General features: G+C 62.0%; 20 protein-coding genes. 10 read left to right on the top strand and 10 right to left on the bottom strand.

The window, feature by feature from the left end; genetic code table 11:
* Positions 1-17: 17 nt before the first annotated feature.
* The 4 genes from LV82_RS12305 to coaBC all read right to left on the bottom strand — a co-directional run bounded on the left by LV82_RS12305 (position 18) and on the right by coaBC (position 3,165).
* Entirely contained in the window at positions 18-362 is a 345-nt protein-coding gene (locus LV82_RS12305; RefSeq protein ID WP_104072116.1) for a carboxymuconolactone decarboxylase family protein, read from the bottom strand.
* Between the two features lie 76 nt (positions 363-438).
* A complete protein-coding gene (locus tag LV82_RS12310) occupies positions 439-1,491 on the bottom strand; it encodes a HesA/MoeB/ThiF family protein (RefSeq protein WP_104072118.1) in 1,053 nt (350 codons plus the stop codon).
* Positions 1,488-1,955 carry a dUTP diphosphatase gene (dut, locus tag LV82_RS12315; protein WP_104072120.1) on the bottom strand — a complete coding sequence of 156 codons (468 nt, stop codon included), beginning with the start codon at positions 1,953-1,955 and terminating at the stop codon, positions 1,488-1,490. Before dut ends, LV82_RS12310 begins: the two co-directional genes overlap by 4 nt.
* 10 nt (positions 1,956-1,965) lie before the next feature.
* Complete coding sequence (gene coaBC, locus LV82_RS12320; RefSeq protein ID WP_104072122.1) at positions 1,966-3,165, bottom strand: bifunctional phosphopantothenoylcysteine decarboxylase/phosphopantothenate--cysteine ligase CoaBC; 1,200 nt, start codon at positions 3,163-3,165, stop codon at positions 1,966-1,968.
* Between the two features lie 127 nt (positions 3,166-3,292).
* Here coaBC and LV82_RS12325 point away from each other — a divergent pair, with 127 nt between their 5' ends.
* Positions 3,293-4,807 carry a YifB family Mg chelatase-like AAA ATPase gene (locus LV82_RS12325; RefSeq protein ID WP_104072124.1) on the top strand — a complete coding sequence of 505 codons (1,515 nt, stop codon included), beginning with the start codon at positions 3,293-3,295 and terminating at the stop codon, positions 4,805-4,807.
* Between the two features lie 64 nt (positions 4,808-4,871).
* Here LV82_RS12325 and gshB read toward each other — a convergent pair whose 3' ends face one another.
* The 3 genes from gshB to rsmI form a co-directional block, all read right to left on the bottom strand.
* Positions 4,872-5,822 (bottom strand): glutathione synthase, encoded by a 951-nt coding sequence (gene gshB / locus LV82_RS12330; protein ID WP_104072166.1) that lies wholly within the window; start codon positions 5,820-5,822, stop codon positions 4,872-4,874.
* 66 nt (positions 5,823-5,888) lie between these two features.
* Complete coding sequence (locus LV82_RS12335; protein WP_245873160.1) at positions 5,889-6,209, bottom strand: YraN family protein; 321 nt, start codon at positions 6,207-6,209, stop codon at positions 5,889-5,891.
* Between the two features lie 29 nt (positions 6,210-6,238).
* Positions 6,239-7,099, bottom strand: coding sequence for a 16S rRNA (cytidine(1402)-2'-O)-methyltransferase (gene rsmI, locus LV82_RS12340; protein WP_104072128.1), 861 nt, complete (start codon positions 7,097-7,099; stop codon positions 6,239-6,241).
* Positions 7,100-7,206: 107 nt separating this feature from the next.
* On the opposite strand from rsmI, the gene LV82_RS12345 reads away from it, so the two are divergent.
* From LV82_RS12345 to murJ, 3 genes are read left to right on the top strand one after another with little or no spacing between them, the layout of a single operon-like run.
* The gene (locus LV82_RS12345; RefSeq protein WP_104072129.1) at positions 7,207-8,379 is read left to right on the top strand and encodes a penicillin-binding protein activator; all 1,173 of its coding nucleotides are present in this window, start codon (positions 7,207-7,209) and stop codon (positions 8,377-8,379) included.
* Entirely contained in the window at positions 8,366-11,149 is a 2,784-nt protein-coding gene (locus LV82_RS12350; protein ID WP_170063422.1) for a [protein-PII] uridylyltransferase, read from the top strand. The genes LV82_RS12345 and LV82_RS12350 overlap by 14 nt, the downstream gene beginning before the upstream one ends.
* Complete coding sequence (murJ, locus tag LV82_RS12355) at positions 11,146-12,690, top strand: murein biosynthesis integral membrane protein MurJ (RefSeq protein ID WP_104072131.1); 1,545 nt, start codon at positions 11,146-11,148, stop codon at positions 12,688-12,690. The genes LV82_RS12350 and murJ overlap by 4 nt, the downstream gene beginning before the upstream one ends.
* Here murJ and LV82_RS12360 read toward each other — a convergent pair.
* Positions 12,681-13,367, bottom strand: coding sequence for a rhomboid family intramembrane serine protease (locus LV82_RS12360; RefSeq protein ID WP_104072133.1), 687 nt, complete (start codon positions 13,365-13,367; stop codon positions 12,681-12,683). The genes murJ and LV82_RS12360 overlap by 10 nt on opposite strands.
* Before the next feature lie 88 nt (positions 13,368-13,455).
* Between LV82_RS12360 and trpS the strand changes: the two genes are divergently transcribed.
* Together trpS and LV82_RS12370 are read left to right on the top strand one after the other, a co-directional pair.
* The gene (gene trpS / locus LV82_RS12365) at positions 13,456-14,493 is read left to right on the top strand and encodes a tryptophan--tRNA ligase (protein WP_104072135.1); all 1,038 of its coding nucleotides are present in this window, start codon (positions 13,456-13,458) and stop codon (positions 14,491-14,493) included.
* Positions 14,494-14,748: 255 nt separating this feature from the next.
* A complete protein-coding gene (locus tag LV82_RS12370; RefSeq protein ID WP_104072170.1) occupies positions 14,749-15,243 on the top strand; it encodes a VOC family protein in 495 nt (164 codons plus the stop codon).
* Here LV82_RS12370 and LV82_RS12375 read toward each other — a convergent pair.
* Both LV82_RS12375 and LV82_RS12380 read right to left on the bottom strand, forming a co-directional pair.
* Positions 15,240-15,893: an ABC transporter ATP-binding protein gene (locus LV82_RS12375; protein ID WP_104072137.1), complete on the bottom strand. Its 654-nt coding sequence runs from the start codon at positions 15,891-15,893 to the stop codon at positions 15,240-15,242. The genes LV82_RS12370 and LV82_RS12375 overlap by 4 nt on opposite strands.
* 22 nt (positions 15,894-15,915) lie before the next feature.
* Positions 15,916-17,415: a KpsE/RkpR family capsule polysaccharide export protein gene (locus tag LV82_RS12380; protein ID WP_104072139.1), complete on the bottom strand. Its 1,500-nt coding sequence runs from the start codon at positions 17,413-17,415 to the stop codon at positions 15,916-15,918.
* 70 nt (positions 17,416-17,485) lie between these two features.
* Here LV82_RS12380 and LV82_RS12385 point away from each other — a divergent pair, with 70 nt between their 5' ends.
* The 4 genes from LV82_RS12385 to LV82_RS12400 all read left to right on the top strand — a co-directional run bounded on the left by LV82_RS12385 (position 17,486) and on the right by LV82_RS12400 (position 21,870).
* Positions 17,486-18,301, top strand: a complete 816-nt coding sequence (locus tag LV82_RS12385; RefSeq protein ID WP_170063423.1) for an ABC transporter permease — start codon at positions 17,486-17,488, stop codon at positions 18,299-18,301.
* Between the two features lie 29 nt (positions 18,302-18,330).
* Complete coding sequence (locus tag LV82_RS12390) at positions 18,331-19,227, top strand: glycosyltransferase family 2 protein (protein WP_170063424.1); 897 nt, start codon at positions 18,331-18,333, stop codon at positions 19,225-19,227.
* 79 nt (positions 19,228-19,306) lie between these two features.
* A complete protein-coding gene (locus LV82_RS12395) occupies positions 19,307-20,650 on the top strand; it encodes a glycosyltransferase (protein ID WP_104072144.1) in 1,344 nt (447 codons plus the stop codon).
* Positions 20,647-21,870 carry a glycosyltransferase family 4 protein gene (locus tag LV82_RS12400; protein ID WP_104072146.1) on the top strand — a complete coding sequence of 408 codons (1,224 nt, stop codon included), beginning with the start codon at positions 20,647-20,649 and terminating at the stop codon, positions 21,868-21,870. Before LV82_RS12395 ends, LV82_RS12400 begins: the two co-directional genes overlap by 4 nt.
* The last annotated feature ends 360 nt before the right edge of the window (positions 21,871-22,230 follow it).

Here is a 22,230-nt window from a genome sequence, read left to right on the forward strand (position 1 = left end):
CAGCAGAGGCGCCGCGGTCAGCCCCTGGCCGCGGCGAGTTCGTCCCAGCAGGCAAGCGCCTTGCCTGCATACATCAGCGCCGGTCCGCCCCCCATCTGGATGGCCATCGACAGCACGTCGCACAATTCCTCGCGCGTGCCGCCAGCCTTCATCAACGCCTCGACATGAAAGTTGATGCAGGGCGTGCAGCGCTGCGCCACGGCAATGCCCAGCGCGATGAATTCCTTTTCCTTCACACCCAGAACGCCGCTTTCCTTGACGGCCTTCGAGAGCGCGGAAAAGCCCTGCGTGGCTGCAGGGGCGGCCTTGTAGAGCTGGCGCAGCTCGGCCCGCATATGGTCGATTTCTTCGATATAGCTCATCTTTGGCTCCGGATTTTGCGTGCCGAAGCCATTTCACATGCGGTTGGATTCCGCCTTGATGCGGATCAAGCGCCCCTCAGGCTTCAGCCCGTGGACGATGCCCGGCGCAGACCGGGCAGTCGGGATCGGGCGCAAGCGCAATCGTCCGACAATCGGCGTAGAGGGCATCATAAATCATCAGACGTCCCATCAGGGTCTGGCCCGCGCCGGTGATCTGCTTGATTGCCTCGACCGCCATCATTGAACCCACGACCCCCGGCAATGCGCCCATCACGCCTGCCTCGGCGCAGGCCGGTGCAAGCCCGGCCGCCGGGCGTTGCGGAAACACGCAGGCATAGCATGGCCCCCCGCCCGCGGGGTGATAGAGGCTGATCTGGCCTTCCCATTGCGTGATGGCCGCCGAGATCAGGGGCTTGCCCGCTGCCACGGCCGCCTTGTTCACCAGATAGCGCGTATCGAAATTGTCCGATCCATCCAGGATCAGATCATAGTCTGCAAACAGCGCCTGGGCATCCTCGGCGGTCAGGCGCCGGTTGTAGGGCCGGACCTCGACAAAGGGATTCAGCGCCGTCATCGCCGCCTGCGCGGAAAAGACCTTGGGCTGGCCGATATCCTTGTCGCGATGGATCACCTGTCTCTGCAGGTTCGAATTCGACACGACGTCGTCGTCCACGACGCCGATCGTGCCGACGCCAGCCGCGGCAAGATACAGCAGCGCGGGCGATCCCAGCCCCCCGGCGCCCACCACCAGAACACGCGCTTCCTTCAGGCGCCTCTGGCCCATCCCCCCCACCTCGCGCAGGACGATATGGCGGGCATAGCGTTCAAGTTCGACATCCGAGAAAGGCGCATCCTGCGAGCCGGGCATGGCAGGTGCCACCGCGCGGGCGCGCAGCACCTGAAGCACGCCCCGATAGGACAGGCCAAGGGCCGCCACCACGCCCAGCGCGGCCCATGGGCGCCAGTCCCCTCCCAGACCTTCACGCAGCGCATGGCCGGCCGGCAGCAGAAGAACCGCCGCCATGATGCCAGTCCAGACAAGGCACACCCCCGTCAGCACCAGCCGCGCTGGTGGCCGAAAGATCACCGCCAGCAAGACGACAGCAAGAAATGTCGCCACCCCCATCATGCGCGCCCCGTCGATCCAAACCCGCCTTCACCACGTTCGGTCGCTGCAAGGGCATCAACCTCGGCAAAGCGCGCGCGGATGACCGGTGCGACGATCATCTGCGCGATCCGGTCGCCATGCCGGATGGTAAAGGGTTCGACACCAAGATTGATCAGCAGTACCCCCAGGGGGCCGCGATAGTCGCTGTCGATCGTGCCCGGCGTGTTCGGCAACGACAGGCCGTGGCGCAGTGCAAGGCCCGAGCGCGGCCGGATCTGGACCTCGTAGCCCTCGGGTATCTCGATCCGCAGTCCGGTTGGCACGACCCGGCGTTCCATCGGTTGCAGGGTCAGGCCGCTTTCGCGTGCCTCCGGTGGCAGGTTTGCGCGGATATCGGCGCCCGCCGCGCCCAGGGTTTCATAGCGGGGCAACGGTACGGACGGATCGGCCCAATCCTCGCGCAAGACGCGGATGACCGGTTGCATGGGCGCCTCCCTATTCTGCCAGGGCTTCGGCAATGCGCCGGGCAAGCCGTCGGGCGACCTCGGACTTCTCCATGCGCGGCCATTGTTCGACACCATCGGCGGTGATCAGCAGCACCGCATTCTCGTTGCCACCCATGATCCCGGTTTCCGGCGAAACGTCATTCGCGACGATCCAGTCGCATCCCTTTCGTGCGCGCTTGGCGCGCGCATGCGCCAGAACGTCACTCGTTTCGGCGGCAAAGCCCACGACCAGCCTTGGCCGATCCTCTTGCATCTGCGAGATCGTTGCCAGGATGTCCGGGTTCTCGACGAATTCCAGCGTCGGGATCCTGCCCGAGGGATCCTTCTTGAGCTTGTCCGCATGCGCATTCGCCACGCGCCAGTCGGCCACCGCCGCCGCGCAGATCACCGCATCGGCGGGCAAGGCCCCCTGAACGGCGCCCAGCATCTGCAGCGCAGTCTCGACGGCGACCACCTCGACGCCTGCGGGCGGAGGCGTCGTCGAAGGGCCGGTGACGAAGGTTACCCGGGCGCCCAGATCGCGCAACGCACGGGCGATCTCGGCCCCCTGCCGCCCGGAAGACCGGTTGGCGATATAGCGAACGGGATCAATCGGCTCATGGGTCGGTCCCGACGTAACGATCACATGACGCCCCGACAATGGACCGTCGCCGAATGCGGATTCGATCGCCTCGATGATTTGCGGCACCTCGGCCATGCGTCCGGGGCCGTATTCGCCGCAGGCCATGCTGCCTTCGTTCGGGCCGACAAGCCGCACGCCATCGTCCTGCAGCAGGCGCAGGTTGCGCTGGGTCGCTGGATGTTGCCACATGCGGACATTCATGGCGGGCGCCATCAGGACCGGCTTGTCCGTTGCCAGCAGCAGGGTCGAGGCCAGATCGTCGGCATGCCCGCCCGCGACCTTGGCCATCAGATCGGCCGTTGCAGGCGCAACGACGACCAGATCGGCGGCGCGCGACAGCTGGATATGGCCCATTTCCGCTTCATCGGTCAGGTCGAACAGGTCGCGATAGCACTTGCGTCCGGCAAGCGCCCCGACCGTCAATGGGGTGACAAATTGTTCGCCCGCGCGCGTGAGGACAGGCGTCACCTCGGCACCCGACTCGCGAAGGCGGCGGATCAGGTCCAGCGCCTTGTAGGCCGCAATTCCTCCGCTGATGATCAACAGGATATGCCTGCCTGCCAGCATGTTGCCCCCCGACTATCGGTCGCTTCAGCATTAGGTGCCCGGACCGGCGATGACAAGCACGGTGCCGCGTTAACCATTCTGCAACCATGTTCAGCCTAGCCATGGTGGCAGCATCGGGGGCAATCGAATGGTCACTCGCGTCCATACCGTGGCATTTCAGGGTGTCGAGGCGCGCCTTGTCGAGGTGCAATGCTCGCTGTCATCGGGGCTGCCGGCCTTCTCGATCGTCGGCCTGCCCGACAAGGCGGTCAGCGAAGCGCGCGAGCGGGTGCGCGCGGCGCTATCCGCATTGTCGATCGCGCTGCCGTCAAAACGGATCACCGTGAACCTGTCTCCGGCGGATATGCCCAAGGAAGGTTCGCACTATGACCTGCCGATCGCCCTGGCGCTGCTGGCCGCGATCGACATCGTGCCGCGTGAAACTGTCGAAGAGGCGGTCGCACTGGGCGAATTGTCGCTGGATGGGCGGCTGGTCGGCGTGGCGGGCGCCCTGCCGGCAGCCATGGCTTCTGCAGAGGATGACCGCGACATGCTCTGCCCCGCGAGCTCGGCGCCGGAAGCGGCCTGGGTTGGCGCGGCACGGGTATTCGGGGCCGAAACGCTGCTCCAGGTCGTGCAGCACCTGACCGGGTCAGCCCCGCTGGAGCGCGCGGGTCCCGGCAACGCACGAATCGAGACCGCTTTCGCGGACTTGCGCGACGTGAAAGGGCAGGAACGCGCCAAGCGCGCGCTGGAAATCGCCGCAGCGGGGCGGCATCACCTGCTGATGGTCGGTCCACCCGGGGCAGGCAAATCCATGCTGGCAGCCCGTCTGCCCGGTCTTCTGCCACCCATGTCACCAGATGAGGCGCTGGAGACGGCCATGACCCACTCCATCGCCGGCATGATCCGGGACGGCGAACTGAGCCTGACCCGCCCCTGGCGCGATCCGCATCATTCGGCATCGGTGGCCGCGATCATCGGCGGCGGACGCGGCGCGCGACCGGGCGAGATCAGCCTTGCGCATAACGGCGTCCTGTTTCTGGACGAACTACCGGAATTTTCGCGCGCGGTTCTGGAATCCCTTCGTCAGCCAATCGAAACCGGCGAAGTCGTCGTCGCGCGGGCAAACGCCCATCTTCGCTATCCTTGTCGCTTCCTGCTGGTCGCCGCGGCCAATCCCTGCCGCTGCGGCCATATGGCCGATGCCGCGCGGGCCTGTGCGCGCGCGCCTGCTTGCGGGGCCGACTATCTGGGGCGGATTTCGGGACCGCTGATGGACCGCTTCGATCTGCGCATCGAGGTGCCCGCAGTCGATTTTGCCGACCTGCAACTGCCCGAGGGCGGCGAGAGCACGGCCAGCGTCGCAAGTCGGGTTCTCTCGGCCCGGGCGATGCAGACGCAACGCTTTGCCGGCCACGAGAAGGTTCGGGTCAACGCGGATGCCAGCGGGCGCTTGCTGGAGGAGATCGCCGAGCCTGACGCCGAAGGGCGCAACCTGATGTCCCGCCTGGCAGAGCGTATGGGACTGAGCGCGCGCGGTTATCACAGGATATTGCGCGTCGCTCGGACCATTGCCGATCTCGAGGGATCAGAGCGTGTTCGCCGTCACCATCTTTCCGAAGCCGCCAGCTACCGCCTGACTTTCGCGCCATCCCTGTGACCCGCCCCTTCGGGCTGACGGCGCGTTTCGAAGCCTTCGCGAACGGAACGTCAGCCCAATTAATTCAGGCCGAATTGGCCCGGCGTGCCTCGATGGCTTCCCAGATCAGCCGCGCCGCGTTCGTGCCGTCGAAGCGTTCAAGCTCCTGAATACCGGTGGGCGATGTCACGTTGATCTCGGTCAGCCATTCCCCGATCACATCGATACCCACGAAAATCTGCCCCTTCTCGCGCAGGACGGGGCCGATTTCGGCGCAAATCTGCAAATCGCGTTCCGTCAGGCCGACCTTTTCAGGCCGCCCCCCGACATGCATGTTTGACCGGGTCTCGCCATCGGCAGGTATGCGATTGATCGCACCCACGGGTTCGCCATCGACCAGGATGATCCGTTTGTCCCCCCTTACGACGTCGGGGACGTATTTTTGCGCGATCAGCGGCTCGCGGCTCATCCCCGTGAACAGCTCGTGCAGCGAGGCAAGGTTCCGGTCATTGGGGTCCAGTCGGAACACCCCGGCGCCACCATTGCCATAGAGGGGCTTCAGAATGATGTCGCCATGACGCGCCTTGAAGGCACGAATCGAATCCAGATCACGCGCGATCAGCGTCGGCGGCGTCAGATGCGGAAATCGCAGGACCAGAAGCTTTTCGGGCTGGTTGCGAACCCAGAACGGGTCATTCACGACAAGCGTCGCCGGATGGATCATGTCCAGCAGATGCGTCGTGGTGATATAGGCCATGTCGAAAGGTGGATCCTGCCTGAGCAGGACCACGTCCATCTCGGACAGGTCCGTTTCGGTTTCCTCTCCCAGGGTGAAATGATCACCTTGCACCCGACGCAGCTCGATCGGCCAGCCACGCGCAAGAACCCGCCCCTCGCAATAGCTCAGACGGTCCGGCGTGTAGTAGAACAGACGATGGCCACGTTCCTGGGCCTCAAGCCCGATGCGAAAGGTGGAATCGGCGTCGATATTGATACCCGCGATCGGGTCCATCTGGATGGCGACCTTGAGAGACATCTTCAGCCCTTCCGTCATGCGATGGTCGCAGTGATGGCCCAGCATGCGCCGATATGCAATCCGCCATCAGGCACATAGCGCAGCTTCGCGCAGCTCGATCCTTCCGGACCGATCCACAAGGGCGAGATCCAGCCGCATGTTCGTGGCAAGGCCGGTTGGCAGACGCGCGACATACTCTTCGGCCGCGGCAAGGATGCGCTTCACTTGCCGGGGCTGCAGTCGTTCCGCGGCGGCTTCGACCGTGCTTGCCTGCTTGACCTCGACAAAGACCACGCCGTCGTCATCGGCAAGTATCAGATCGATCTCGCCCGATTTGCCCCGCCAGCGACGATCAAGAACCTTGCAGCCGCGCGCGACATAGGCCGCTTCCACCTGTTCCTCGGCCACGCGACCGGAATGATAGGCGCGCCGCCCTTTCAGTCGTCTTTGCCCAGCGCCAGCGCCGCCTGATAAACGCGCCGTCTTGGCAACCCCAGCGACTGGGACACGATCGCAACCGATTCCCTGATCGAATGGCATTCCAGCGCTTCCCTCAATGCAGTCTCGAGCTCGTCTTCGGAGGCAGCCTTGTGTCCCGCGCGATCGATCAGGACGACGATCTCGCCCTTGAGGGGCCGTTCGGCCACCTGTTCGGCGAGTACGCCGATCGGGCCACGCAGCACCTCCTCGAACCGCTTGGTAAGCTCACGGCAAATGACGGCACTTCTTTCCGGCCCCAAGGTTTGCACCAGATCGGAAAACAGTCCGTTAATGCGCCTGGGAGACTCATAGAGGACCAAGGTCGCCGGAATGTTGGCGAGTTCGGCCAGCCAACGCTTCCGCTGACCGGATTGCGACGGCGGAAAGCCCGCGAAGAGAAACCGGTCCGAGGGCAATCCGGACACGGTCAGCGCGGCGATTGCAGCACTGGGCCCCGGGGCGGCCGTGACCATGTATCCTTGGCTTATCGCAGCGCGCGCGAGTTGAAAGCCGGGATCGGCGACCAGCGGCGTGCCGGCTTCGGACGCATAGGCAACCGAGCGCCCCTCGGCCAGCTCGCCCAGCAACCGGGGGCGCATCCGCTCGCCATTGTGATCGTGGTAGGACAGGATCGTACGCCCCGCCGTCGGAATGCCATGAATGTCCATCAGGTGACGCAGGCTTCGCGTGTCTTCGGCGGCCAGCACATCGGCCGCCCCCAGAATGTCGAGCGCCCGCAAGGTGATGTCGCGTGCGTTCCCGATCGGGGTCGAGACAAAGTACAATCCCGGGTCAAGCGGCTGGATCTTGCCGGACATGTGCGCCTTCTTGTTGCCGATCAGCCTGATGCCGCGTTTACTTCACGCTTGGCAAGGGCTAACCTCTGACCAAGTTCATACCCCGACACCGGATCGAGGATTGTGCCATGTTCCCTGTTTTTCTCAGCCGCCGCAAGGCGATGACCCGCGCCGCAATGATCGCCGCGGGACTGTTCCTGTCAGCTTGTGTTCCCTCTCCCCAGGCCCAGGCCCCACGCATCGATCCGGCAGCGCCGGTTCCCGTTGCAATGATCCTGCCCGGCGGCTCGGGCAATCCCGGAGACGAGGTGCTGGCGCGAAGCCTCAAGCAGGCAGCGGATCTGGCGATGGCCGACCTCAACGGCGTTCGGATCGATCTTCGCGTCTACAATGCCGGCAGTGACCCGGCGATGTCGGCCGCGGTTGCGCGCCGTGCGGTGGATGAAGGGGCCCGAATCATCCTTGGCCCGGTATTTGCCGAAGCGGCCAATGCCGCGGGACAGGCGGTGCGAGATCGTGGCGTGAACGTGCTGTCCTTTTCGAACAACACGGCGATCGCCGGCGGAAACGTCTTCGTCCTGGGGCCGACTTTCGAGAACACCGCCAACCGGTTGGTTTCCTTCGCTGCACGGAACGGCAAGGACCAGATCGCGATCGTGTTCGAACAGAATGCGGCAGGCGAAGCCGGCCGCAGCGCTATCGAGCAGGCCGCGGCACGATCCGGGGCGAAGGTGGTACTGCGTGAATCCTATCCGTTCTCGCAGCAGGATGTGATCGCGGCCGCTCCGCGGATCGCTGCAAATGTCCGGGCCTCGGGGGCCGAGGCGGTCTTCCTTACCGCCAACAGCGCCGGAGCGCTGCCTTTGCTGGCGCAGCTTCTGCCCGAATCGGGCCTTCGACCCCAGGATGTGCAATTCGTCGGCTTGACGCGCTGGGACATTCCGTCGGCGACACTGTCATTGCCCGGTCTGCAGGGAGGTTGGTTTGCAATGCCGGATCCCGGCCTGCAGGCACAGTTCGAAACACGCTACTCTGCCGCATACGGAGAACAGCCGCATCCGATCGCGGGTCTTGCCTACGATGCCGTTGCGGCTGTTGGCGCCCTGGTGCGCAGCGGGCGGCCCAATGCCCTGTCGCGGGAATCCCTGACCCAGGGGGCCGGTTTCGCAGGCGTCAATGGCATCTTCCGTCTGCGGCCCGACGGCACGAACGAACGCGCGCTGGCCGTCGCCCAGATCCGCAACGCCCAGGTCGTGATCATCGACCCCGCGCCGAGAAGCTTCCGCGGTGCCGGTTTCTGAGCTGACAGTCCGGCCCGCGCCCATCCTGCCGGCCGAGGTTGCGGCCAGCCCGATCTTTGACACCGAACGCTTTGCGCAGGCGCTGCGCGAAGCCGTGGCAGATCACACGGATCCCCGCGACGCCCGGGCCGCGATCGTTTCTCACGTGGCAGAGGCCCGGGTAGAGGCGTTGGGTGCCATAGAAACCGACTTCATGAAACATCCGCGCGCGGCGCGGGTGACGGTCGATTCCTATTCGGCCCTGACGGATGCAATCGTGCGCGCGATCTTTTCGGTCGTGACCGAGAAGCTGCATCCCCTGCCCAACCCGACCGAGGGCGAACGGATTGCCGTGCTTGCGGTCGGGGGCTATGGCCGGGCCGAGATGGCGCCCCATTCCGACATCGACCTGCTGTTCCTCACCCCGTGGAAGATGACCGCCTGGGCCGAGAGCGTCATCGAATCCATGCTGTACATCCTTTGGGACCTGCGGCTGAAGGTCGGCCATTCCAGCCGCACCGTGGCCGACTGCCTGCGCCTTGGGCGCGAGGATTACACGATCCGCACCGCATTGCTGGAGCGTCGATACATCTGCGGTCACGAACCCCTGGCCGATGAATTGCGCAGCAGACTGTGGTCGGAGCTCTTCAAGTCAACCGCGACGGAATTCATCGAGGCAAAGCTCGAGGAACGTGCCGAGCGGCACCGGAAACAGGGCGGGCAGCGCTATGTGCTGGAGCCCAACGTCAAGGAGGGCAAGGGCGGACTGCGCGACCTGCAGACTCTGTACTGGATCGGGAAATACATTCACGCGGTCCGGCATCCGTCCGAACTGGTCACGCAAGGCCTGCTCACCCGAGAGGAATACGACACCTTCACCGCGGCCGAGGACTTCCTGTGGGCGGTGCGCTGTCATCTGCACCTGATCGCGGGGCGCCCGCAGGATCAGCTGACATTCGATCTGCAGGTCGAGGTCGCAAGCCGCATGGGCTATTCCGATAGTGCCGGACGACGCGCGGTCGAGCACTTCATGCAGGACTATTTCCGCCATGCGACCCATGTGGGCGAGCTGACCCGTGTCTTCCTGACCGTCCTGGAGGAACGTCACGTCAAGAAGGAAACCCGGCTTGCCGGCTTTCTGCGCCGCCGTCGCAAGACACGGGAAGGCTTCCGCATCGAACGCGGCCGCATCAATGTCGTCGATCCCGACGCTTTCCTTGCCGACAAGCTGAACATCCTGCGCCTTTTCGAAGAAGGCCTGCGCACCGGCAATCTCATACACCCCGAGGCGATGCGGCTGGTATCGCGCAATCTTCATCTGATCGATGACGAGATGCGCAACAACCCCGAGGCCGCGCGCATCTTCCTGGACATGCTGCTGAAGCACGGTAATCCCGAACGCGCCTTGCGCCGGATGAACGAGCTGGGCGTGCTGGCCGCCTTCATTCCCGAGTTCGAGCCGATCGTCGCGATGATGCAGTTCAACATGTATCACCACTACACGGTGGACGAACACACGATCCAGACGATCTCGGTGCTGGCCCAGATCGAGCGCAAGGAGCTGATCGAGGAATTGCCCCTGTCGTCCGAGATCCTTGATCGCGGGGTGAATCGCCGGGTCCTGTATGTGGCGTTGCTTTTGCACGACATCGGCAAGGGGCGTCCCGAGGATCATTCGATCCTGGGAGCCAAGATCGCGCGAAAGGTTGCCCCCCGGCTGGGCCTCAACCCCGAGGAATGCAAGACCGTCGAATGGCTGGTACGCTATCATCTTCTCATGTCGGACATGGCGCAAAAGCGCGACATCGCCGATCCACGGACGGTGCGCGACTTCGCCAAGCTGGTGAAGACGCGCAAGCGACTGGACCTTTTGACGGTGCTGACCGTTTGCGACATCCGTGGCGTCGGCCCCAACACCTGGAACAACTGGAAGGCCATGCTGCTGCGCCGGCTCCACTCCGAGACGGCACAAGCGCTGGAGGCCGGTCTGGAGAGCATCAATTCCGACAAGCGCGAAAACGAGGCCAGGCGCGCGCTGCGCGAGGCCTTGCCCGATTGGGAGGAACGCGACATCCGGCGCGAACTGGGGCGCCACTACGGGCCCTACTGGCAAGGTCTTTCCACCGAGACCCATGCCGTCTTTGCCCGCCTGCTGCGCGACATTCCCGACAACGAGATCCGCGTCGATCTGCACCCCGACCCCGATCACGATGCAACGCGCGTCTGTTTCGCCCTGGCCGACCATCCGGGCATCTTTTCTCGGCTTGCCGGCGCCTTGGCGCTGGTCGGTGCCAATGTCGTTGACGCGCGCACCTACACGTCCAAGGACGGCTATGCGACGGCGGTCTTCTGGATACAAGACGGCGAGGGACATCCCTATGCGGTGTCGCGCCTGCCACGCCTGACACAGATGATCGAAAAGACCCTGCGTGGCGAGGTCGTTGCACGCGACGCGCTGAAAAACCGCGACAAGATCCGCAAGCGCGAGCGCCAGTTCAGATTTCCGACCCATATCACGTTCGACAACGAGGGGTCCGAAATCTACACGATCATCGAGGTCGATACCCGCGACCGGCCGGGGCTGCTGTACGATCTGACACGCACATTGGCGGCCAACAACATCTATATTGCATCCGCCGTGATCGCGACCTATGGCGCTCAGGTCGTGGACAGTTTCTATGTAAAGGACATGTTCGGCCTGAAACTTTACTCCAAGGCCAAACGCGACAGCCTGGAGCGCAAGCTGCGGCAGGCGATTGCCGAAGGGGCCGAACGGGCGCGGGGCGAATGAAACCCATCCGATTGATTCACGGCTTCGTCACCGTTGGCGGCTGGACATTGCTGTCGCGCGTGGCGGGTTTCGTGCGCGACATGATGATGGCCGCCTATCTTGGCACCGGCCCCGTGGCCGAGGCCTTTCTGGTGGCATTCACCTTGCCCAACATGTTCCGCCGCTTCTTTGCCGAAGGTGCATTCAACACCGCTTTCGTCCCCATGTTTTCCAAGAAACTGGAAGCGGGCGAGGATGCACGACGCTTTGCCGAAGATGCCTTTTCCGGACTGGCGGCGGTCGTCACGCTGGTTTCCGTGATCGCAATGGCCGTGATGCCTTGGATGGTGCTGGCGATGGCCGCGGGCTTTGCCGGCGATGACCGGCTTGACCTGGCCGTGCAATACGGGCGGATCTGCTTTCCCTATATCATCCTGATTTCGCTGACGGCGCTTCTGTCGGGGGTGCTGAATGCGGGCGGCCGTTTCGTCGCGGCCGCGGCGGCGCCGGTACTGCTGAACGTGATCTTCATCGCGGCGATGGTGGTGGCGGATCGCGCCGGTTGGGACATGGGCCTGACCATGGCCTGGGCAACGCCGCTGACGGGGCTGGCGCAACTGGCCTGTGTCTGGATCGCCGCGGCACGCATGGGCTTTGCGCTGCGTCTGCGGCGGCCGCGCTGGACGCCCGAGATGCGCCGTCTTGTCACCGTTGCCGGCCCCGCCGTTCTGGCGGGGGGTGTGGTGCAGGTGAACCTGTTGGTCGGACGGCAGGTGGGAAGTTTCTTCGACGGCGCAATCGCCTGGCTGAGCTATGCGGACCGTCTGTATCAGCTGCCCCTGGGTGTCGTGGGCATCGCGGTGGGGATTGTCCTGTTGCCTGATCTGTCGCGCAGGCTGAAGGCCGGCGACACGCAGGGCGGACGGCATGCGCTGTCGCGGGCGGCGGAATTCGCCCTGTTCCTGACCGTGCCCGCGGCGGTGGCGCTTGTCGTGATCGCCTATCCTCTGGTCGCGGTCCTGTATGAACGCGGTGCATTCGGGCCGGAAGACAGCGCGAATACCGCGCTGGCGCTTGCCGTCTATGGTGCCGGGCTGCCCGCCTTCGTGCTGCAAAAGGTCTGGCAACCGCTGTATTTTGCGCGCGAAGATACCGCGACGCCCTTTCGCTATGCCGTGATCTCGATGCTGGTCAATGCCGCGCTGGCAATCGGACTGGCGCCGTTTCTGGGCTTTGTTGCCGCGGCTTTGGGGACCACGCTTGCGGGCTGGGCGATGGCCTGGCAGCTCTGGCGCGGGTCGCGCGCGATGGGCGATGCGGCCCGCGCAGATGATCGTCTTCGCAGGCGCCTGCCCCGAATCCTTCTGTCCGCGGCGGTGATGGGCGGCGTGCTGCTGGTCCTGCAAGGCGGTCTGGCCGCGCAACTGGGCTTGGCCGGTCACCGCTACTGGGCGCTTGGCCTTCTGGTTCTGGCGGGCATGATCGCCTATGGCCTTGCCGCGCATCTGACCGGGGCCCTGCGCCTGTCCGAGCTGCGCGCGGGCCTGACCCGTCAGCGCTGACGGATCAGACGCAAGAGCCTGTGCCCCGCTCCGGGGGCAATTAGCGCAGAGGCGGCGAATCCCGCGATGAACCCGCCAAGATCGGCAATCCAGTCGGGCTTGGACCCCAGAAGGGCGCCAAACACAAGCTGCGCCCCCAGCAGGAAGCCAATCAGGGAAAAGGCGCGCGCCCGGTTGGCATGTGCCTGGCCAAGGCGCGCCCAGAGGATATAGGTGAACGCCCCGATTAGGCCATAAGCGCCGGGATAGGCGCCCAGCAGCCAGGCCGTTGTCCCCGGAACGAGGGAATAGATCACCCCGCCGGAAATCGTTGCCAGCAAGAAGATCGCAACGACGGCAAATCCGGAAAAGACCTCGCCCACGAACTTGCCCAATGCCAGAACAAAGACGATGGCCAGCAGGGCATGTGTGAAGCTGCCATGGACCAGGGCATAGGTCAGAAGCCGCATCGCATAATCCGGGACGAACCGCCCGGTGGCCAGCATCTGGTCCAGCATCTGGGGCTCCAGCGCAAGCGTCTGGGCCGCCAGATTGCGCCAGCCGATCCCGGCCTGGCCGCCCGCAAGGCCAAGGGCCCCGGCATTGATCCAAAGCTCGACCGCGGCCAGTGGCAGCACGATGACCCACACGGCCCAGGGCAGGGGGTGAACGGGTGGTTCGTCATATCCCGGACGCATTCGGCACTGCCCCCCATGTTGACGCTGCTTTGACCCTGCGATACGCGAACGGGGCATGAAATTCCATAGCCCAAGCTAGGGGACCAAGATGACCGAAGCCACAGCGCCCAAGTTCAAACCCCGCATCTTTTCGGGTATCCAGCCGTCGGGCGGGCTGACGCTGGGCAATTACCTGGGCGCGCTCAAGCGATTTGTCGAAAAGCAGGAAGAAGGGATCGAGACGATCTACTGCCTTGTCGATCTGCACGCGATCACCGTCTGGCAGGATCCGGACAAGCTGCGCGACAACACGCGCGAGGCCGCTGCGACCTTCCTGGCTGCCGGGATCGATCCCAAGAGGTCCATCCTGTTCAACCAGTCCCAGGTTGCCGCCCATGCAGAGCTTGCCTGGGTGTTGAACTGTGTCGCGCGCATGGGCTGGATGAATCGCATGACGCAGTGGAAGGACAAGGCCGGCAAGAATCGCGAGAATGCCTCGGTCGGGCTGTTCGCCTATCCCACGCTGATGGCGGCCGACATCCTTTTGTATCACGCCACGCATGTTCCCGTGGGCGAGGATCAGAAACAGCATGTCGAGCTGACCCGCGACATCGCGACCAAGTTCAATCACGATTACGGTGTGGATTTCTTCCCCCTTCCCGAGCCGGTGATCGAAGGGGCTGCGACACGCGTGATGAGCCTGCGCGATGGCACGAAGAAGATGTCGAAATCCGACCCTTCGGACCAGTCGCGCATCAACCTGACGGACGATCCCGACACGATCGCCCAGAAGATTCGCAAGGCCCGGACCGATCCCGAACCACTGCCCGAGTCCCTCGACGGGCTGAAGGACCGCCCCGAGGCGCGCAACCTGGTCAACATCTATGCCGCGCTGGCCGACACGACCCCTCAGTCGGTACTGGACCGCTTTGGAGGTCAGGGCTTCGGCGTTTTCAAGCCGGCCCTGGCCGAGCTGGTGGTCGAGAAGATCTCTCCCATTTCGGCCGAGGCCAAGCGCCTGATGGCCGATACCGCAGAGATCGATCGCATCCTTGGCGAAGGCGCACAACGCGCCGAGGCCATAGCACAGCCGATCCTGCAGCGGGCCTATGACATCGTGGGGTTCGTGCGCAGCCGCCGCGCCTAGCGGCCGCGCTTGGACTGTCACGAAACTGAAACGTGACAGGCATATACACGCCCTGTCCGCCCGTTCGTCCCAGGACATCCCCAAGGCGGCGGGCAGCCCGAGGCCCCCGGGGTTCATCCCGCCCCAACACGGTCTGGAAGGCCCTCACCCGCGTGGTGAGGGCCTTTGCGGTCTTGCACATCTTGTGTTCGCGTCTGTCACTACCCCCAACGTCACCGATGATCCAGGATGGACGAAATCGCGGAGGGAGTCGCCATGACCTACACGGCCCCGGCTGGAATGCGCATCGGACATGTTCACCTGAAGGTCGCCGACCTGGACCGAGCGGTCGGTTTTTGGTCGGGCGTCTTGGGTCTTGAGATCATGCAACGCCATGGAAACGACGCCGCATTCCTGTCGGCCGGTGCGTACCATCACCACATCGGCCTGAACACATGGGAAAGCAAAGGGGGAACGCCGCCCGCCCCCGGTCATACCGGCCTGTACCACGTAGCTCTGCTTTATCCCGATCGCAGAGCCTTGGCGCAGGCCGTGCGACAGGTTATCGAAGCGGGATACCCGCTGGAGGGCGCGGCCGATCACGGCGTCAGCGAGGCAGTCTATCTGCGCGACCCAGATGGGAACGGGGTGGAACTGTATCGTGACCGCCCGAGAGCCGAATGGCCGTTCGATTCCGATGGGCGATTGGCGATGGTCACGCGACGGCTGGATCTGGCTGCGCTGCTGGCCGAAGCCGACGAAGATCGCTAGCCCAGATTGGCCTCGTGGCGGGCAATCGCTTCCTCGATGTCGGGATAGAAGATGGCCTCGCCATGTTCGAGGACAATTCCAGCGGTGCAATACTCGCGCAGCGTCGCATTCGAATGTGACACCATCACAAGTCCGGACCGTTCAAGTCTTTCCCGAAAGACGGCAAGCGATTTCTTGCGGAACTGCGCATCGCCCACGGCGGTGATCTCATCGACCAGGTACCAGTCGAACTTCAGAGCCATGGACAGGCCGAAGGCCAGACGGGCGCGCATCCCCGCGGAATAGGACCGAACCGGCATGCGCATGAACTCGCCCAGTTCCGAGAACTCCTCGACATATTTGACCAGAGCGTCGGTATCGACGCCATAGATACGCGCCACGAAACGCGCGTTCTGCAGACCGCTGAGGTCAGGGGCAAAGCTGCCGGCGAATCCCATCGGCCAGGACACCGTGCCGTGACGTACGATCCTGCCCGAACTGATCTTGACCGTGCCAGCGATCATTCCAATCAGTGTGGACTTCCCGGCGCCATTCCGGCCCAGCAGGCCAACCTTGGTCCCTGACGGCAGGGTCAGGTTGAGATCACGCAACAAGACCTTGCGCCCATCGCGCGTCGGATAGGATTTCGAGACGTGGCAGAATTGCAGCATCGGATCCGTCAGTCCCGCCGGGTCATCGCGAATCCCGCACGTTGTAATACAGCACCATGCTGATGCTCCATGCGAGGAACAGGAACACCGCGGACAGGAATGTCAGCAGCGCCCGGCGTGGATAAAGCGATTCCTCGGCAAGCGTGGGTTGAATATGCGGCGCCAGATAGCGTGCCTGCCGGCGCGCCTCGGCCCGCGCCAGGGTGAGATTGGCCAGCGCCTGGGTATAGGCCTGGGCGGCGAATTCAAGATCGGTGCGGAGTTCTTCGTACCGGCCGATCACATCGGTGATGGCCACGTCGATGCCACCGATGCCAAGCTTTGTGCGCTCGGCCTCGATCCGGGCCGAGATTGCATCGATGCGCCGATTGGCCTGCTGCACCCGCTGGTCGTCCTCGGTCACATAGGACAGCAGCGTATCGCGCTCGACCAGGGCCTGTGCAAGCTCGGACTGCAGGGCGCTGAGAAGGCCCATCTGGCCGGCAACGTCGGCCTCGGGGTTCATGATCCGGTATTCGCTGCGGAACTCGGCCAGCTTGCGGCGCTGCTCACGCAGGGCCTTTTCGGCGTCCTGAACGTCCAGCATCGCGTAGCGGATCGCGTCCTGACGGGCCTGTTCGGAAAGCTCATTCACCAGCTTGCCGCTTACTTCAAGGATCGCCTGCGCGATGGCGCGGGCGTCCTCGGGGGTAAAGGCTTCGGTCTGGACGTGGATGATCCCCGAGTTCTTGTCATAGCTGACATGGACCATCCGGGTCCAATAATCGACCAGATCCTCGATCGACGGATTCTCGGACAGCTTGAATACAGGATCGAATCGTGGCTTGCGGAACAGCGTTCGCAGATCCAGCCGCTCGTCCACCGCCTTGACCATGCTTTGGCTGGTGATGAATTCATAAAGGATGTCGGCATCCGTGGCCGTTCCGGTGCTCATCTGGGTCAGGGCGCCCAAGAGGCCCGCTGCAGCACCCGCAGACTGCTCTTCGGACCGGATCGAGAAGGCAACCTCGGAGTGATACTGATCGGCGGCGATGAGATAGAGATAGGCCAGAACGGCCAAGGTAGGCACGACAACGACAGCGACGAAGCTGGCCAGCGCAACCCGATGGCGCGGACGCAGCGGAGCTTCGGTCGCGGGATCTGGAAGATCGACCACCGGCAGCGGCTGCGGAGGTTTGGGAGCGCCGCGCGCCGGCCCCTGACCCGCCGCCGCCCCTTTCGCGGCCGCGGCGCCCGCCTGACCGCCCGTATTGGCCGGTCCGGGCTGCTGCGCGGCCTTCGGCGCTGCGGCGCCGGAACCCGGTTTGCCCTGCGCGCCTGCCTGGCGTTGCGGTTGCTGCGCCGGCCGCACGGGCGCAGCCTGCCGCGAGGCTTGGCCCCCGTCATGCTGTGCTTGCGGGCTGGACGCCCTGCCGCCCGCGCCCGATTGCAGCCCTGCGGATGCGGCAGCCGGGCGCCCGGGCGCGGCCTCCTGCTTGCCTGACGGCTTTGGCGCAATGGGTGCTGGCTTTGGGGTATTCATGCTGGCTCTGTCCTGCCCGACAATCTGGTGCTATGACGCGCAAGGTATCCATTGGCGAAACGGAAGGCAAATGCCGGCAGACCAGACAGGACATCACGGACCTCTTGTACCGCGCCGCCTGGTACTGCCTGCGCGTCTTCGGATCATCGCGGCACTGATCATCCGCGAAACGGCCGCGAGGTTTGGGCGCAGCGTGGGCGGTTATCTGTGGGCAATCGCCGAGCCCGCCGGCGGTATCCTTCTGTTGTCACTGGCCTTCAGCTTCATCACGCGCACGGCCCCGATCGGCGACAGCTTCATGATGTTCTATGCGTCGGGACTGGTACCGTTTCTGATGTACAACAACGTCGCCCAAAGCGTGATGATGTCACTGCGTACCAATCGCGGATTGCTGACCTACCCGATCGTGACAGCCCTTGACACCATTCTTGCCCGGGCGATTCTGGAAACACTGACCTATCTCCTGATCGGTCTCATCCTGGCCTTGGCCATCATGGTTTATGATCAGGTCGAACTTCATGTCGATTTTGCCCGCATCCTGATGGCAGTCACCATGGCCTTTGCTCTGGGTCTTGGGATCGGGACGATGAATTGCGTTCTGGTGGGCTTTTTCCCCACGTGGCAGAACATCTGGGCCATGATCAACCGACCGCTCTTCATCGCTTCGGGCGTGCTGTTCAATTTCAACTCTCTCTCCGAAGATCTGCTGAACATCCTGTGGTTCAATCCGATCGCACATGTGATCGTCGAGATGCGCGAAGGCATCTTCAACATCGACACGCCCGGCTTTGTGTCCCTGCCCTACGTCTTTGGCATAGGGCTGGGCCTTTTTGCCTTCGGCGCGTTCCTTCTCGAGCGCAACGAGAGCTATCTTCTGCAGCAATGAGGGGTACGGGGCGTCATGTCGCGATCCTGATGGCAACCTGCAACGGAGGCCGCTTCGTCCGTGACCAGCTGGAATCCATCCGCCGTCAGGACCACAGCGAATGGTCCCTGATCGTAGGCGACGATGGTTCGACCGACCAAACGCTGCGTAAGATTCATGAGTTCGCTCACTCAAACCCGAACCACGCGATTCAACTTCGTCACGGACCGCGGAAGGGAAGCACTGCAAACTTTCTTCACCTTTTGTGTGACGCCGCCCTAGATACCGATTTTATCGCCTTGGCGGACCAGGACGACGTCTGGTTGCCAGACAAGCTATCGCGCGCCATAGCTGCCTTGGAAGCCGCCGGATCGGGCCCGGCCCTGTATGGTGCGCGCACTGTGATCGTCGATCACCAGCTAAAGAGACTTGGATTGTCACCCTTGTTCGCGCGGAAGCCAACATTTGGCAACGCGCTGGTGCAGAACATCGCAGGGGGGAACACCATGGTATTGAACCGGAAGGCGCACGATCTCGTCATCGCCGCCGGTGCGGGCCTGGAGCCGGTCTGCCATGACTGGTGGCTTTACCAACTGATTTCCGGCTGCGGTGGTCAGGTGATCTACGACCCGCACCCCTGCCTTTTGTACCGCCAACATGAAGCGAACCAGATCGGATCGAACATGGCACTTGCCGGACGAATACGGCGAATATCGGCTGTTCTGAGCGGCCGTTTCAGCGAATGGAACACACGCAACATACGGTGTCTTCGTCAAGTTTCACATTTGCTCACCGACGAAGCCAGAGAAATCCTGGACCGTTTTGAGCAGCTGCGCCATCAGCGAGGCTTCCTTGCACTGACCCGTCTGAGGGGGGCCGGTGTGTATCGCCAAACCGCTGCGGGCAACGCTTCCTTGGCATTGGCAGCTATGCTGGGAAGATTGTGACGGCCGGTCAGACAGAAATCGTGTACACTCGCACCTCGGAGGTGGTTAGCCAGGACGCGAGGGCAGGAAAGAAAAAAGCATGGCACTTTTGCGAAAATTTTTTCACATCTTGAAACCGGTACATTTCCGCAAATTTTTTTCTGTTGCGCGTCAGGACGGACCAGCCGAGGCACTTCGCCGCGCAGCATACTTTTCCAGACTGATAATATCCGATGCGGCACGCTCTGACGTACGACAATACGGACGGGCCGATGAAGTTCCAACCCGCCTGGGTGGATTCTTTCCGTTCTGGACAGAGATAAGCAAGGCAGACGCCTTTCATATTTCGACACCATCCATCAAGCGGATACGGAAACGCCGGCTTGCCATCATTGGCGATCTGAACCTGCCCCAGTGCCGGAAATACCGTGTCGAACAGGTTAACGATCTATGGCGATGTGCCGATGCTGAAGTGGAGTATTCACACTACGAAGATTTCCCCAGATCGGCAAGAATTATGCAAAATGCCACACACGTGATGTTTTACAGGCTCAAGACTCAAGACATCACATGCGATTATCTTTATGAAGCACGGCGCCTGGGACTTCCTGTGGCATACGATATTGATGACCCATTGTTTTCCGTAGCTGCATATCAGAATTACGGCGCCGCCCAGACATTTGATCGAAGCCTGATGGATCACTTCCTGCGGGAAGCGCCGAGATACGCTGCATTCATGGATGCATGTGACGTTGTGTGCGTCAGCACCCCTACTCTTGCAGCACTCGCGCGACAGCACACACCGAGGCCAGTTTTCGTTCGTCGAAATTTCGCCGACAAGCACACTCTCGCTTCAGGCAGTCGCGCAATTCAAGACGCAATACCACACAAGTCAGGATCAACACCGTTCACCTTCTCGATTTCCACAGGCTCGACCGGAAGAAGCGCGGACTTCCGGGACGCATTCAACGCCCTTGGCGATATTTCCCGGGAACAACCAAATTTACGCATCGTCATAATCGGTCATTTCAGGATGAACGATGTTCCAAGACGGATTCGCGACCGTGTAAAGCTAGTCCCTTTTGTGGACTACGATCAGTATTTGACGCATCTTGCCCGCTCAGACTGCAACTTGATCCCAATGGCTGACGATCTTTTCAATCGATGCAAGAGTGGGGTCCGCGTCATTGATTCTTGTGCCGCGGCTGTTCCAGCCATAGTTACGCAGGTCGGAGATGGAAGGAACCTGGTGCAAAACAGCCAGACAGGCATCGTATTGAATAAGGACACTGGGTGGAAAGAAGCGATTTCGATCATGGTCTCTGATCGCGATCGCACCATGAAAATGGGGCAAGCGGCTCGCCGCTTGATCGAAAGCCGCTGGTCTGCATCCATGGATGAACAGATTGTAGATCCTCAATTCAAGCATTGGTTCCTGTCATGACCAATCCGACCCCTCATATTCTTGTAGTTAACGTTTTCTTCGCGCCCTATACATATGGCGGGGCTACGCACGTAGCAGAGCAAGTAGCTATCAATCTCGTCAATCGCCACCGTTTCCGCGTATCGGCATTTTCGGCAATGTCACGACCGGAATTCAGCCCATATTCCGTGTTGACTACAGAAAAAAATGGTATCGTTAATCACATTGTAAACCTGCCAGCGCATCGCCACTCGAAAGAGCAATTTAGTAACCAGAATGTTCGGAAAGCTTTTTCGGAAGTTGTTCGAGATATCAATCCCGACGTGATCCACTTCCATTGCGTTCAGGATCTAGGCGCCGACTTGCTTAGTGCTGCGCGAGAGCTTGGCAAAGAGATCATCCTCAGCATTCACGATTTTTGGTGGCTTTGTGAACGGCAGTTCATGATCAAGGCTGACGGAACTTATTGTGCACAGGATCCAATTCGAGTCGAAGCATGCGCAGGCTGTGTCAAGGATATGCGTGAGACAATTGGAAGACTGGAATTTCTAAAGACTCAGGCTACGCACGCTGCGATTGTTACCTATCCTTCTCATTTTTCCAAATCACTCTACGAACGCTCCGGGTTTTTTCCGAGAAAGGGAGTGGTATTGAGGAATGGAATAATTCCACCATCCTCGGATTTTTTCACTAAACAGGCGCGACGCAGGGAACTTGATCCCCGTCTGGTTTTTGGCTACGTAGGCGGCCCATCGCCGATAAAGGGCTGGCCAATAATTCAGGATACTTTTCGTAGACTTAAACGAAAGAACTTCAAGGGAATACTCGTGGATGCTTCACTGGATCAATCATGGTATTCACCGAACGCATATGCGGGAATGAGTGGCGAATGGTCTGTGCGGAAGCGCTACGACAGCATAACAATAGATGATTTCTATGCCGAAATTGATGTGCTTCTGTTTCCTTCCCAGTGGAAGGAAACGTTTGGTCTCACAATCCGTGAGGCGCTCTCTCGCGGTGTTTATGTCGTTCAAACGGACGGTGGCGGCACAATAGAACATGAAGGGACCGATCGCACCAGCTTACTCCAAATTGGCGAGGGGTCAGAAAAACTCGAACGAATAGTGTTAGATCTACTAGAAAATCCGGATACCGTTCGGATTGAGCCACTGAACGTCCATAGCTTCGCCGAGCAAGCCGATGAGCTTGTTGATATCATAAAGCACCTGGGTGCATTGTAGAAGTCACTCTACTCTACAACTAGGTGTCACATCCCGGATGATTGTACGGTCGCTTCTTGAAGAGCTCCGGCTTCTGGCGGTGCCAGTGCTTGAGGTGTTCACTTAACCTTCTTGACTAACAAATGACATGACGGTTTCGATGGGCCGTCTGCCCTTCAGGGCGGATTGCGGGAGCTGGCCGTTGTAGAGCCGGACGTAGCGCAGGATCGTCTGCTCGAGTGAACTGATGCGGTGGATGCCCCCACCAACGGCATCTTGTATGCCATGACGTGTGTGGATGCCTCCTGTTTGGCAAGCGTTTCTTGAGGTCTCGGCAGGGTCTTCGATCGGACGTGTGTCAGGCCTCTGAGCGTGGCCTTC

The organism is Albidovulum inexpectatum, assembly GCF_002927635.1.
Taxonomy (GTDB): Bacteria; Pseudomonadota; Alphaproteobacteria; order Rhodobacterales; family Rhodobacteraceae; genus Albidovulum; species Albidovulum inexpectatum.